8 protein-coding genes are annotated in these 13,939 nt (G+C 59.2%); 6 read left to right on the top strand and 2 right to left on the bottom strand.

Going from position 1 to position 13,939, the window contains the following annotated elements:
• Positions 1-281 precede the first annotated feature (281 nt).
• Positions 282-1,265 (top strand): alpha-ketoacid dehydrogenase subunit beta, encoded by a 984-nt coding sequence (locus tag VPK24_RS11710; protein WP_099531451.1) that lies wholly within the window; start codon positions 282-284, stop codon positions 1,263-1,265.
• 211 nt (positions 1,266-1,476) lie between these two features.
• On the opposite strand, the gene VPK24_RS11715 is transcribed toward VPK24_RS11710, so the two are convergent.
• Together VPK24_RS11715 and VPK24_RS11720 are read right to left on the bottom strand one after the other, a co-directional pair.
• Entirely contained in the window at positions 1,477-3,999 is a 2,523-nt protein-coding gene (locus VPK24_RS11715; protein WP_393013490.1) for a GAF domain-containing protein, read from the bottom strand.
• Positions 4,000-4,397: 398 nt separating this feature from the next.
• Positions 4,398-7,544, bottom strand: coding sequence for a hypothetical protein (locus tag VPK24_RS11720; RefSeq protein WP_393013493.1), 3,147 nt, complete (start codon positions 7,542-7,544; stop codon positions 4,398-4,400).
• Positions 7,545-8,000: 456 nt separating this feature from the next.
• Between VPK24_RS11720 and VPK24_RS11725 the strand changes: the two genes are divergently transcribed.
• The 5 genes from VPK24_RS11725 to VPK24_RS11745 all read left to right on the top strand — a co-directional run bounded on the left by VPK24_RS11725 (position 8,001) and on the right by VPK24_RS11745 (position 13,762).
• Complete coding sequence (locus VPK24_RS11725; protein ID WP_393013496.1) at positions 8,001-10,373, top strand: IMS domain-containing protein; 2,373 nt, start codon at positions 8,001-8,003, stop codon at positions 10,371-10,373.
• Between the two features lie 115 nt (positions 10,374-10,488).
• The gene (locus VPK24_RS11730) at positions 10,489-11,646 is read left to right on the top strand and encodes an AEC family transporter (RefSeq protein WP_393013499.1); all 1,158 of its coding nucleotides are present in this window, start codon (positions 10,489-10,491) and stop codon (positions 11,644-11,646) included.
• Between the two features lie 206 nt (positions 11,647-11,852).
• Entirely contained in the window at positions 11,853-12,578 is a 726-nt protein-coding gene (locus tag VPK24_RS11735) for a L,D-transpeptidase family protein (RefSeq protein ID WP_393013502.1), read from the top strand.
• A 30-nt stretch (positions 12,579-12,608) separates the two neighbouring features.
• Positions 12,609-13,265, top strand: coding sequence for a L,D-transpeptidase (locus tag VPK24_RS11740; protein WP_393013505.1), 657 nt, complete (start codon positions 12,609-12,611; stop codon positions 13,263-13,265).
• Positions 13,266-13,531: 266 nt separating this feature from the next.
• Positions 13,532-13,762 (top strand): DNA-directed RNA polymerase subunit omega, encoded by a 231-nt coding sequence (locus tag VPK24_RS11745; protein WP_099534409.1) that lies wholly within the window; start codon positions 13,532-13,534, stop codon positions 13,760-13,762.
• The last annotated feature ends 177 nt before the right edge of the window (positions 13,763-13,939 follow it).

Consider the following 13,939-nt stretch of genomic DNA (forward strand, 5'->3'; position numbering starts at 1 on the left):
TAGAAATCAAAACCCTAGCGAGCGCGGGGTTTGGGGTGTGGTTTGCGGTGGCGCGATTTCGCGATTTACGGTGGCGCGGTTTGCGGTGCGCGTTGCCTCGTATTGTGGCTTGGTTTCTGTGGGTTGGGGGCGATCGTTAAGGTTGATTTTTGAACAAACCGTGACGGGATTTGGGGCCCCACGGCCGGAGTTAGGCGCGATCGGGCGCAACCTTGGCGGTACAATAAACCCCGCTGAGCCAACCTTGATTCAACTTCCACAACGAATTCCACAACAAACCGATGGCAGAAACGATTTTCTTCAACGCCCTTCGTGAAGCAACCGACGAAGAAATGGCCCGTGACCCTCGGGTGTTGGTGATGGGAGAAGATGTGGGTCACTATGGCGGCTCCTACAAGGTCACCAAGGATTTGTATAAGAAATACGGCGATCTGCGGTTGCTGGATACCCCGATCGCGGAAAACAGCTTTACGGGAATGGCTGTGGGTGCGGCCATGACGGGTCTTCGCCCGATCGTGGAAGGCATGAACATGGGCTTCTTGTTGCTGGCCTTTAACCAAATTTCCAACAACGCTGGGATGCTGCGCTACACCTCCGGTGGTAATTTCACGATTCCGATGGTGATCCGGGGCCCCGGCGGGGTGGGTCGCCAGTTGGGGGCAGAACATTCCCAGCGCCTAGAGGCCTATTTCCAAGCGGTTCCGGGGTTGAAGATTGTGGCTTGCTCCACGCCCTACAACGCTAAGGGTCTGTTGAAGTCGGCAATTCGTGACAACAACCCGGTGCTGTTCTTTGAGCATGTGCTGCTCTACAACCTGAAGGAAGATTTGCCGGACGAGGAATATCTGTTGCCGCTGGACAAGGCGGAAATGGTGCGATCGGGCGAAGACATCACGATCGTCACCTACTCCCGGATGCGCCACCACGTGATGCAGGCGGTGAAAACCCTGGAGAAGGAAGGGATCGATCCGGAAGTGATTGACCTGATTTCCTTGAAGCCGTTGGATATGGCCACGATCGCCGCTTCGGTGCGCAAGACCCATCGGGTGCTGATTGTGGAGGAGTGCATGAAGACGGGCGGCATTGCGGCAGAATTGACGGCCCAAATCATTGAACAATGCTTTGACGATTTGGATGCGCCGCCGGTACGGTTGTCTTCGCAGGATATTCCCACGCCCTATAACGGGATGTTGGAGAATTTGACGATCGTGCAGCCGGCCCAAATTGTGGAAGCCACGAAGAAACTGTTGGACAACCGCATTTAGTAGGAACGCTGCGCTTAGTAGCACTGGTCGCACGACGGTTATTCGGGTTACTCACGACCGGTTCTTGGGGTGGGTTAACCTGACGGTGCTACCTGCGTGACGAGATCGCTGGGGGCAAGGCGCTGAGGGCTGGTTGTTCAATCGCCCAAATCGCTCAATCGCCCAAAACCCTGATGCCACCGTGGCGATCTTGTGGACTAGATCTTGTGGACTACATGTTGGGGGTATTAAACACCCCATCCCAATATTCCGGGGGCGGGCAATCCAGATACTGGGTTGCCCGTTCTATGTGGAGCTTCACGGAGTGATCATGGGGCCGCAGTTGCTGGGCGGCGGCAAAATGCACCATGGCTTTGTGGAAATGGAAGCGGTTAAAGGCTTCTTTGCCCAGTTCGTATTGCTCCAGGAAGGTTTCATCTTCAAAGGAGAGGGGACGGGCGCGATCGCCAATCAGTTCAAAGATGCGAATCGGTTTGGTGCGGCCTTTCACTCGTACCCGATCGAGTTCGCGCACCCAGAGCCGATCGGCACAGCGCTCGTAGGTGGCTTCGCTGAGGATGATGTCACAGCCATATTCTTTGGTCAGCCCTTCCAGTCGGGAGCTGACGTTCACGGCATCCCCGATCGCGGTGTAGTCCATGCGCCGTCGGGAACCAATGTTGCCCACAATCACTTCGCCGGAACTGATGCCGATGCCAACCCGAAGGGGCGGTCGATCGGTGGCCACCAAGGCTCGGTTAAACACTTTCAGGCGATCGCGCATATCCAAAGCCGTCAGCACCGCTAGCCAAGCGTGATCCTCTTCGAGGGGCAACGGCGCACCAAAGACTGCCATCAGGGCATCGCCAATGAACTTATCGAGCGTTCCCTTGCGATCGAAAATAGCCTCCACCATGGTTTCAAAGTATTGATTCAGCAGGGCCACCACCTCCGTGGCATCCAGGGCCTCGGCCAAGCTGGTGTAGCCCCGAATATCGCAAAACAGGATCGTCACATCCTTGCGCTCACCGGTCAGCATGTCTGCCCCCAGTTCCACGGCCCGTTCGGCCACTTCGGGGGTCATGTAGCGAGACATGGTGGCTTTGAGTCGTTGTTCGCGGCTGATGTCTTCTAACACCACCAAACCGCCCCGCACTTTGCCATCCAAATCCGTCAGGGGATTCACGGCTAGGTTGACGTTGCGATCGAACAGTTGCATATCATCGGGATTCAGATACTCCAGCGGGCGGGCCGGATCGTTCCACAGCCGCACTTGATTGTTGCCCTGGGGCACAACCCAGACGGTTCCCTCTTGGGGGCTGAAGTAGCGCCCGACCCGCAGGGCCTGCTCAGGAACCCGATGGCGTGCGCCAGTGCTGAGGCTGTCTTTCAAGCGTGTTTCCAAGGACTCGATCGGGATAATTTCCCACACGGGCCGTTTCAGGAGTTGCTGTTCCCAAATGGTTTGGATGCTGCGGCGGCCCGCCATCCCATCCCGCCGCACCGGACAACCCAGCAGTTCCAAGGCGGCTTCGTTGATCGTCACCACTCGCCCTTGCAGGTCGGTGGAAATCACGCCATTGGATAGGCTGCGCAGGATGTCTTTTTGGTACTGCTGTTCCGTGAGTACGCTGTCAAAGAGACGGGCGTTTTCCAGGGCAATACCGGCCTGGGTGTTAAAGGCCCGCATGAAGGCTTCATCGGAAGCGGTGAAGTTGCCCTGTTTGCGGTTGAGCAGTTGACTCACGCCAATTAGTTGCCCCGAGGGGTCAAAGATCGGCAAGCAGAGGGCATTGCGAGTGTTCAGGCCATGGGGGCGATCGAGCAGGGCATCAAAATCCTCGTGGGAAGGGGCATAGCTCAGGTTCAGGGGCTGTCCCTTGCGAACCACATGGCCCACCAAACCCCGATCGCTCGACACCTCCAACGATCGCCCGTCTTCAAAGGTGGTGCGCAGCCGGCCCGTGTCCCGATCGAGCCGGTACAGCGTGCCATATTCCGCCTGCATAAAGTCGCGGGCTTCCGCCATCACCGCCTGCAAAACCCGATCCAGTTCCAGGCCCGTTTGGGCAAATAGGGTAGTGACCTTCAGCAGCGCCGCCACCCCACGTTGATTGCGGGCCGCCTGATAAAAAGATTGGCAACTTTCCAGAATGATCCCGATCGATTCCGCAAATTCTCGAAAGCGGGCCTCATCTTCGCGGTCAAAGGCCGGCGCGGTGGTTTTGTTCAGCAGTTGCACCACGGCCACCACGGCCCCATCGGTGCTGCGGATGGGCATACAAAGCAAGGCCTCTGTGGGGCGATCGCCCAGGCCATCAAAGGCCAGCTCAAACCCCACCGCCTGCTGCACGTTGGCCATGTTCACCACTTCACCCGTGGCAGCCGATCGGCCCGTAATGCCCACATTCAGCGGAATCCGAATTTCATCGGACTCAGGCACTTGATCGCCATTGGGCCGGGCCCACAGTTCCGCGCGATCGGGATCCAACAAAAAAATGGTGGTACGTTCCGCCTGCAAAATCAGCCCAATTTTGAGGGTCAAGGCATCGAGAATTTGCTCCAAGATGCTTTCGAGCGCCGCATTATTGACCAAATCAAAGGCGCGCAAAAACTGCTGAAACTCCGCTGTGATGAAGTCCAGGAGGCAAACAAATTCCGCAACCGGAAGATCCTTAACCCGTTGGGTGAGCAAGCCCACCCGATCGGGTCGCGTTAACGATGCCAAAAAACTGCCAGTGCCAGCAAAAGTCATGACGATGGCGCAACCCAAAGGAGCAGAGGCGCAAACACAAAACGGAACCAATCAAATCAAGAATTCAGCCTAACCGCAAAGGGCTAGCTCCCCACCCAACGCCCCTTTGCAACCCACTTTATTGTTAGACCGAGGAGGGATAATTCGCCACCGATGGGTTGAAATTGCCCCACCGTCGGTTTTCCGTCAGTCAAAGCAATTCAGTTAATTTAGCTAATTCGGTGAATTCAGCCAATCAAGCGCAAGGGATCCAACCCTAGCGCAACCGTAACGGAGCTTTGATCGTGCTTGGGGGCATCCACCCAACCGGTCTTTTCCCAGGGGAGAGATTGATTGGTTATACAAACATTTGCGATCGTACCCCGGAGAGTTCTCCCTAGTCCCTGAGGTTTCACCCTCTAGGGGCTTGGCCAAGGGATGGTTTTCTGCTGGGCGATCGCATCTGTTAGGGCCTGGGCCCCATAGCGATTGAGGTGGCTTGGATCCGAAAATCGATCATACTGATTCACCCAAAGCCGCGAAAGATTGAGATACAACAACGGCTGTGAATTCATGAATTGGTGAAACTTTTGCTCATAGGCCGATCGGGGTGGATCTAAATAATCATCCGTCAAGGGCACATTCACAAAAGCCACCTTTACTCCTCGCTGTTGGGCATATTGCAGAATTCCCGTCAGCGCATCAAACTGCTCGCCCCCCAAGGAAAAACTACGGTAATCGCTATCAAAATCCCCCGGAACCCGTGGGTAGGTTTGATAGTACGTAGAAGGATCAAACTTGACAGACAGGGGCAAGAAGCCATGTAAATCCACTACCCCATCGCGCCCCGCACCGGCCGTGGCTGCCACTTTCCCCAAGTGGGCCCGGGCCCCCTGCACCAAATCGGGCAGAGCAGGGCTGAGACCCCGACGGAGGGTCTCACGAGCACCCAATAACGCAAATAGATCCCACCCTTGCCACCGATCGCGCAGGGTGGCCTTGAGACTATCACGGCGGCTATGCACCTGGGATAGTCCCGTGGTTCGCTCCTGTAACCAGGCTTCCACGTCTTCGGGGGTGGGAATGGCTTCGACGGTGGAGCCTAACCAGGACTGACGCAGCAGGGCCGGAGCTTCGCGGGTGCTGGTGAGGGTGCTGGGGCGATCGGGCGGTTTCGGCGGTGGAGGTGCTGACCCGCTCGGGGCACTGACCAGCGGGCTGACAGGACGCGGAAATTTACCCTGCTGAAGGGCCCGGTAAGCGGGTGAGGCGGCCATGGCTTGGTAGGTGGCATCGGCCCGCCCGCTGTTAAAGGCGCGAGTGCCATCGGCCCAGAGAATAAGCTTGGGCAATTGATCCGGCGGCAAAATTCCCTGCACGATCGCCTGAACCACCTTGGCCGTGGCCCCATTGATCCCAAAGTTAAAGATTTTGAGCTTGGGATGGCCATGGCGAGCCAACTGATCGCGCAGGCGGGCGGGGTCGATGCCGCGCAGGGCCCGGGAACTGCCCACCACCAAGACATCGGGCACGCCTTCCCGCAGCACAAACTGCTGATAGAGCAGAAGTTGGCGATCGAACTGGGGACTATTGAAACTGGGAAACTGGGGCGGTTCCGGCAGCACCTCCGCCGCTTCGGCCGGGCCGCTGGAGAGGTTCAGCAGGGCCGAGGCGGAACGACGGGCTTGGGCGGCCGAAGACAGGGCCCATTCGGGCCGGGCTGCGATCCAATCCAATCCCACAACGAGGCTGCACCCGATCGCCCCGGCGCTGAGGAGGGGGAGCCATGGGGCCGGTTCCGGGCGATCGGAATACCAAACCCGGGTGCGGGTGTTGGGATGGGCGGTGGCTGACTCGGGCGGTTCCGCGTCCGTGGTCCAAATGCCTGTGGCCGTGAGGGCCGATCGCGCTGCCAACCAAGCCCGTTCCCGAAGCTGAGACCAAGACCAGCCCGATCGCCCCGCACCGGGCAACGACAGGGGCCGCAACGATTCCCGCTCAATGGGCTGATCCAACTCTGGATCGAACGCTGGGGAATGCGCTGGGGAACGGGCCCGATCGAAGCCTTGGGGTGAATGGGATTCGGTGGCGGAGGCTTCGGCCGCCCGGGCCACGGCTGCCTCCGCGCCCACAAAATCCGGAACCGCATCATGGGAACTGAGGCGGCCAGAGCGGGCGGTGAAATCTTCGGCAAATTGCCATTGGGGCTGTTTGCTGCCGGCGGCCCGGCCATAGATCCGCACCCCAGACAGACCCGGCACTTGCAGATCATGGATCAGCTTAGCCACAGCGGTCGTTACGGCGGCCTGCTCGGGGCAACGGGGCCCATCCAACATCACATGCAGCAAATCGCCCCGCCGACAGAGCTGCACCCGCAGCCCTCCGGAAGCCATCCATTGATCCAAGTGCGGATTAATCAGCCGCTCTAGCAAAAACACCTGGGCCGCATGATCATCACTTTGGGCCAGGGTGAGGGTGGACTCGGCCAAGTCCGATCGGCTGGCCGCTGGCAAATCCATCCATTCCACCCACTGGGGTGTGGCCTCCGGGCGATCGGGACAGCCATAGAGCACCAAGGAATGGATGCCCTGCGGGGCGATCGCCCGCACCAGGGTGGAAACGGTGCTAATCACCTCCAAGGGCGTGGCCAGGGCCGATCCCTGAAGTTTTGCGAACACATGCAGCGTGGACTCTTCCAACACCGCCGACACGGATTGGGCCAAACGACTGCCCAAGGTGCGATCGAGCAAGTGCGAGAGGGCCTGCACATCCCCCCAGCGGGCCCAATCAAACAACATTTGGCGAGGAGCCGTCAGGTTCACCCGCAAAATCCAATTGGGTTCCGGTTCCGCAACGGCCTGGCCCAACACATAGCCATCCCGGAAGCCTTCTAGGTTCAGTTCCCGCAAGGCCAGGGCCATGGCCGGCCCCTGGGCAACCCAATCCACCGGTTCCGCCACCTGGCAAATGGCCCAAAGGCGATGGCCCGTAGCCCCGTTCGGCTCTCCCTGAATCACCCGGGGGCTGGGGGTGATTTTGACCGTCACCTTGGCTTGAATGCCCGATCGCTTCAGGGTTTCACCCACCTGCTGGGCGGCCCGCTGGGCCAAACCGGCCCAAGCGGCTTGGATCGGCGGCGCGTCGGGTGCTGAGTTTGCTGGTAACGGCAGGGCCGCAAATTCCTCCGAAGCATCCGCAGCCTGCATCACATCGGCAACAGTTGGCATTGGGGTTGCGGTGGGAGCGGTGGCCATCATGGAAGGCTCCAGCACCACGTAGCGTGTCCAGGCCGGCTTGGTTTGGCCCAGTTGCCGACCATAGAGCAACACCAGCCGGGGCAAGGTTTCCCAAGACAACTGATGCAGGGGCGATCGGGTCAAGCCTTGGCGAAACCGGGCTTCCAAAACTGCCGCATCGGGACAGGTCAACCCTTCGCAAAGCACGTGCAAATGGGTTCCCGCTAGGCGCACTTGCACTTGCAGGCCTGGCCAGTTCAAAACCCGCATCACCCAACTATCGAGGGCCTCTGGTGCAAGATTTAGCGGTGGCGAGTCCACGGGTCCCATTACATCCCCCATACTTGTCGCAAAGGCTAGCATACGAGTGCCGTTTGCCCATAGCGAATCCGGAAGCCTTGAATTAACAGAATATCCCCGAAACGGGCATCAACGGCTACGCTGTCTAGACTACTGAAAAGCGGAATGCAGGGTTTTGTCGTCTAAGGTCGATCGCCTGATTGATGACCGATGGCTCGCCTGAATTGTCTGATCGATCGCCGATTGACCAGTCACTGGAGTAGCCCAAATAACGCCTCGTTGTTCTGAATCCTTCGGAATGATCGTGAGGATCTGGCGAGGCTCGATCGAGATTGGGCCGGCGCTGAAGGCGATTGTGCTGAAACCATCAAACCAGAACCGTTCAACCCCCCCTTGTCCGTTCCATACAGACTCCAAAAAGCCGTCAGTTCGCAAAATAATGTGGTATCGATTGATTGTTGTTGTTAGACCGCGAGGGTGGCAGTTGTGCTGATCCCCCTAGACTATTATCGAATCTTGGGCTTGCCGATCCAGGCCACCACCCCGCAACTGCAACAGGCCTATCGCCAGCGGAGTGACCAACTGCCGCGCCCGGAATATTCCCAGGCCGCCATTACCCTGCGGCAGCAGTTGATCGATGAGGCCTATCGCCAACTGAGTCAGGCCGCCAGTCGGCAGGCTTATGATGAAACCTTTTTGGCCGGTGGGGGTGGTTCGGCTCCGCCGTTGCTGGATGCTCAAGGCCGTCGCCGGGCGAAGCCGCCGGCCGATCGCGCCGAAACCCCCATGCTGGATCTCGATGAGCGCCAGTTTGTGGGGGCGCTGCTGCTGCTCCAGGAACTGGGGGAATATGAACTGGTGCTGGAGCTGGGCTATCCACACCTGAGCAATCCGGGCACGATCGAGGCGGGCCGCTTTGGTGAACCGCAATTGGCCTTGGCAGATATTCTGCTGACCGTGGTGCTGGCCTACCTAGAACTGGGCCGCGAACAGTGGCACCAAGGCCAGGCGGAACCGGCCGCCACCTCCCTCAAGATTGCCCAAGAGTTGCTGTTGCACCATGGGCTGTTTGCCAGCTTGCGGGGCGAAATTCAGGCGGATTTGTACAAACTGCGGCCCTATCGCATTTTGGAGCTGTTGGCCCATCCGGACGAGAACAGCGTGCAACATCGCCAGGGCTTGCAGTTGTTGCGCAGCATGTTGAAAGAACGCGAAGGCATTGATGGCCAGGGGGATGACCGATCGGGCTTGGGCGTTGAGGATTTTCTGCGTTTTGTGCAACAACTGCGGGTGTATTTGACCACGGAAGAACAGCTCGCCCTGTTTGAAGCGGAGGCTAAGCGCCCCTCAGCGGTGGCCACCTTCCTGACGGCCTATGCGGCGATCGCCCGGGGATTTGGGCAACGACAGCCGGCCTTTGTGCGGCAAGCGAGCTTGCTGTTGCGTCGGCTGGGCAATCGTCAGGACGTGTTCTTGGAGCAGGCGGTTTGTGCATTGCTGTTGGGACGGCCCGAGGAAGCCACGCGCTACTTGAGCCAAAGCCAAGAACAGGAAGCGATCGCCCTGATTCGTCAGCAGTCGGCCGGTGCACCAGATTTGTTGCCGGGCCTCTGTGCCTACACGGAACATTGGTTACGTCATGAGGTGTTTCCCCATTTTCGGGATTTGGTGCAAGGGGGTGTTTCCCTCAAGGAATATTTTGCGGATGCTTCGGTGCAAAGCTATCTGGAAGCCTTGCCGGAGGGGGAACCACCGGAGAATGAATGGACGGTGGTTCCCGATCGCGCTTCCGTGAAAGCGGCCACACCGATGACAGCAAACCGGGGATCAAACCGCACCTTGGCGGCCCTGGCCGAATTGGGCGATCGCCGGTCGATCGACATGCCCCAGTTTCCCTGGCAGCGGCCCACCCCTGTGCCATCGGCCGCCAACCCGATCGAACCCACTGCCAGCACCATTCGACCGCTGCCCTTGCCGGGACAGTTGGGAACCCAAGCCACTCAACATGATCCAACGGCCCAGGACTCCGGCGCGGTTGCTCGGGCCTTTGCGGACTTTTCTGCTCCGGCTTCTGCGCCGCCGCCCAACAACGTGATTCCCCTCAGTCGGGCCACGGGAGTCAGCACAGGAACCAGCAACACGGGCAGCAGCGGGCGATCGAGCGTGGGAGCCGCGCCTCCGTTACCCCCTGGTGGGGCCGATCGCCCCAGTCGCAGTCGTCAGCGCACCGATCGCCCTGCCCGGACTCGGGGTGGAGGCGGCGATCGACTCCCGATCGCGATCGGGGTTGGGATTATGGTGATTGGTCTTGGTTCGTTCCTCATTTGGCGGGTGTTCCAAGCTCTGGGCGAAACCTTCCAAGGGGGGCCCAACCTGGAGGGAGAACAACCGATCGTCCAACTCGATCGGCCCGTGATTGAAATTCCGCCGCCGCCCGCAGTTCCCAACCCGGAAACCGCCCTCACGGCCCCTGGCCTCAACCCGGAAACCGCCCAGCAACTGGTGCAAACCTGGCTGAGCGCCAAGGCCGCCGCCATGGGCCGCGAACACCAGGGAGAACGCCTCACGGAAATTTTGGCGGATCCGATGTTGCGCACCTGGCGGGCCCGATCGCGCGATGCCCTCAACCAAAAACTGCACTGGGAATACGAGCATCAGGTGAGGCTGGAAGATGTGAAAGCCACGCCAGATCAGCCCGATCGCGGTCAGATTATCGCTGAGGTGCGGGAAGTGGCCAAACTGTTCAAAAATGGCAAGCCCGATCGCGCCGGTTCCTACAACGAAGTGCTGCGAGTGCGCTACGAAGCTCAACGCAAAGACGGGCGCTGGTATCTACGTGATGTTAAAGTGCTTCGATAATTGGGTTAACCCATGGTTAAACGCCAGCTTGCTGAGCGGGTCGATCGGCCTTGGGCCCTAAACCCAAATCACCGTCCCCGCACCGGGCTGGCCTACGGCGATCGCGCAGTCCCGTATGGCCGAAGTACTTCTACATGCCTACACACCACTGTTGATTTGGACAGGGTTGGGACTCTTGTTGGGGCCCTGGTTACCTCGTTCTTGGCCGCGACTGGTCGGGCGATCGCTCTATTGGATCGGCGTGCCCCTCGAAGTCTTTTCCCTTGCCCGCCACACCAACTTTTCAGGCCAAATGGGCCTGGCTCCGGCCGGCGCGGCTCTCGCGGTAGTGTTGGGAGCCTTGCTGAGCTTGGCTTCGCTGCATTACCTGATGAGGAGCGATCTGCGCGTTGACATGCCGCCCGATCGCCCGACGGGGGGCCTTTGGGGGCGGCATGGCTCCGGGAAATTCGCAACGGCGATCGCCCTCAGCACCTCGCCCGCCCTGGCCCCGATGGTGACGAATTTGGAGACAAATCTCGGGGCAGATTGTGGAATAGATTGTGAGACAATTTGTGAGATAGGCCTCACGATCGATGCGATCGATCCGGCCAAGGCTCCGGAAACAGTCCCTTGGTGGACAGAACCCGCCGCCCGAGGGAGCTATATCCTCTCCGCCATGCTGGGGAACACGGGTTTTGTGGGTTTGGCGATCGCCCCTTTGTTTTTGGATGCCAGCTCAGCGGGATTTCCAGCGTTTTACGCAGTGTCCCAAAACGTGATGGGAACCTATGGCCTCGGGGTGTGGGTGGCCAGCACCTTTGGCACCACCGGGGGCGATCGCAGCCTTTGGGGCCAAATCAAAACCATGGCCGCCGTGCCCTCTCTTTGGGGATTTGGGTTTGGGGTGGCCAGCCAACCGATCGCCCTGCCTCCCTGGATCGAAACCCTGTCCCATGGTTCCGTGGGGCTGGTGATTCCCACGGCGTTTGTGTTGATGGGCATTCGGCTCAGTCAACTGAAAGGGTGGGACTGTTTGCGGGTGGCGGCCGTGCCGGCCCTGCTCAAAACCATCGCCGTGCCGGCCCTGTTGGGATTGGGGGCGATCGTGGTTGGGATTGATCCGCAATTACGCCTGGGGCTGGTGTTGATGTCCGGAATGCCCACGGCCTTTGCTTGCCTGATTTTGGCGGAAGAATACGACCTCGATCGCTCCATGATTGCCACCAGCATTGCCCTCACTACCGTGTTGGTTTTGCTGGCCATCCCGATGTGGCTCAAGTTGTTTGGTTAATGACCATAGGGGGGGAAATTCAGCATTGACACAAATCGCTTCCGATCGCTTCAGGATTGGAGAGCGCAGGCGCAACAAGCTTCGATTGGGATCAGGCCGCTCCCGAGGCCGCGCTAAAATGGCGAGCGATTTTGCAAGCCTCGGTTCACCCACCGCAAGCCTGCCTACCCCCTTCCGGATTGGGTCAAATTTGGTGTTAGGAACGCATGATGCACACTCGATCTACTCTGCCTTGGGCTTGGCAATTGGTGCAACGACGCACCCGTCGAGGATTGGCCTTGGGCCTGGCGATGGCCGCCTCCTGGGCGAGCGCCGGGCCGCTGCCGGTTTTGGCCAATCCTGTTCCGTCAACCATCGCTACTGAGGGCCATGGGCTGAACGGCTCGATCGGGCGGGCCCCGGAAGCCGCCTCACCCGCTCCAACGGTGGTTCCCGCCAACATTCCCACCGACTCAGCCAACCCGAACGCAACTCCCGGCTCAACTCCGGCTCAACCCCCAGCCCAAACCCCCAACCCAATCCCCACCACAGCGCCAGCGGAACTGCCCGTGAAACTGGTGCTGCGACTGCGGGAACGGCGGGTTTATGTCTATCGGGGCGATCGGGTAGAGGTCAGCTATCCGGTGGCGATCGGGAAACCTTCCACCCCCACCCCCACCGGCACCTATCGCGTGTTCCAAATGGTGAAAAATCCCATCTGGCGCAATCCCTGGACAGGCCAGGTCACCAACCCCGGCCCTAACAGCGCCCTGGGGTTACGCTGGATTGGATTTATGGAGCGCTCCAACGGCATCATTGGGTTTCATGGCACGCCCACGGTTAACTCGATCGGGCGGGCCGCCTCCAATGGCTGTGTGCGGATGCGCAACGAGCATGTTGTAGAACTATTTGAAAAAGTGCAAATGGGAACCACCGTTGTGGTTGAACCCTAGGCCCCTCTGCCTTGAATCCACACCCAACCTATGCAGTTCCAGCAACCGCCACATTTTGGGGCCTCCTCTCGCCCCTTGCCCCTTCTGGCGATCCTGGGTCTGGGCTTACTGTCCGGGGGCCCGGCCCGGGCAGAGGGGCCCCAACCGTCCCCCAATCCGCAACTCCGCCCCGTCCAGGCCGTTAACCCAGCCGCCAATGAGTCGCCCCTGAAGCGGCCAGGCCTGTGGCCCCCGATCGTACAAACAGCCCAACCGCCGTTACCTGGTTTGGGACAATATCAAGCCCATGTCCCAGTCGTTTCCAGTGCCCTGGTGTTACGGCTCGGGGAGCGGCGGGTTTATCTCTATCGCGGTACGGTGATGGTGCGCAGCTATCCCGTGGCGATCGGGCGGGATGGTTGGGAAACGCCCACGGGCCATTTTCAGGTCATTCAAAAAACAGTGGATCCTGTTTGGCAGCATCCCTTCAACGGCACGATCGTCCCGGCGGGAAAAGATAATCCCTTGGGGGTTCGTTGGATTGGGTTTTGGACCAATGGTGACAACTCAATCGGCTTCCATGGCACACCTAATCCGGAGCTGATCGGTCAAGCGGTTTCCCACGGTTGTGTGCGGATGCGCAACGAAGACATTGTGGATTTATTCGATCGGGTCACGGAGGGGATGCCCGTGCGGGTGGAGCCATGACGCAACGGGCTAAAGCCGGACTGATACTGGACTGAATCGGAGTTGGGCCGGCTCACTGGCCCACCTGGGCCCATCCCCGATCGCCCTCCCGGGAACTGGTAATCTAAACAGGCTGGGTACAGGCGATCGGCCGCTCCGTGATTTTGTGGCGCTTGCCTGCAACCACGGTTGAGCGGCTCCTGTTGGGCCCGTTGCCAACGGCCCTGCTTCTTCCGCAATCCACAGCAACCTCGTCTCGTTGAATTTGCCCCATTCACTAGCCAACCATGTCTAAACTCGACAAGCCCTTTGACACGTCGGATTTGATGTATCGTGCTGCCTCGCTGATTTCCGAATCGTCCAATCGCTACAAAATCACGGTGCAGGTGGCCAACCGGGCGAAGCGTCGCCGCTACGAAGAATTTGACACGGGCGAAGAATCTGCCATGAAGCCGGTGATTCGCGCCATCATTGAAATGTCCGATGAGCTGACCCAGCCGGACATCATTGTTTCTTAGTTTGTTTTGTTTCTTAGTTTGTTTCTCAGTTTCGTCAGTCTCCTAATGGCGCTTCTGAACGTTGATTCTGTTCTGAACGTTATTTTTGAGCGTTAATTGAGGGTTCGGCCCGCCCGTCCGGAACGCGGTCATCTCGACCGCCCGGATCAACCAAGATTCAGAATTCTTGAAGCGAGA

Source organism: Limnothrix redekei LRLZ20PSL1, from assembly GCF_043235035.1.
Classification (GTDB): domain Bacteria; phylum Cyanobacteriota; class Cyanobacteriia; order CACIAM-69d; family CACIAM-69d; genus CACIAM-69d.

Bases quoted from the DNA above. Each gene is read 5' to 3' on its own strand.
- VPK24_RS11740 (WP_393013505.1), top strand. From the start codon at position 12,609: ATGCAGTTCCAGCAACCGCCACATTTTGGGGCCTCCTCTCGCCCCTTG.
- VPK24_RS11715 (WP_393013490.1), bottom strand. From the start codon at position 3,999: ATGACTTTTGCTGGCACTGGCAGTTTTTTGGCATCGTTAACGCGACCC.
- VPK24_RS11720 (WP_393013493.1), bottom strand. From the start codon at position 7,544: ATGGGACCCGTGGACTCGCCACCGCTAAATCTTGCACCAGAGGCCCTC.
- VPK24_RS11730 (WP_393013499.1), top strand. From the start codon at position 10,489: ATGGCCGAAGTACTTCTACATGCCTACACACCACTGTTGATTTGGACA.
- VPK24_RS11735 (WP_393013502.1), top strand. From the start codon at position 11,853: ATGATGCACACTCGATCTACTCTGCCTTGGGCTTGGCAATTGGTGCAA.
- VPK24_RS11745 (WP_099534409.1), top strand. From the start codon at position 13,532: ATGTCTAAACTCGACAAGCCCTTTGACACGTCGGATTTGATGTATCGT.
- VPK24_RS11710 (WP_099531451.1), top strand. From the start codon at position 282: ATGGCAGAAACGATTTTCTTCAACGCCCTTCGTGAAGCAACCGACGAA.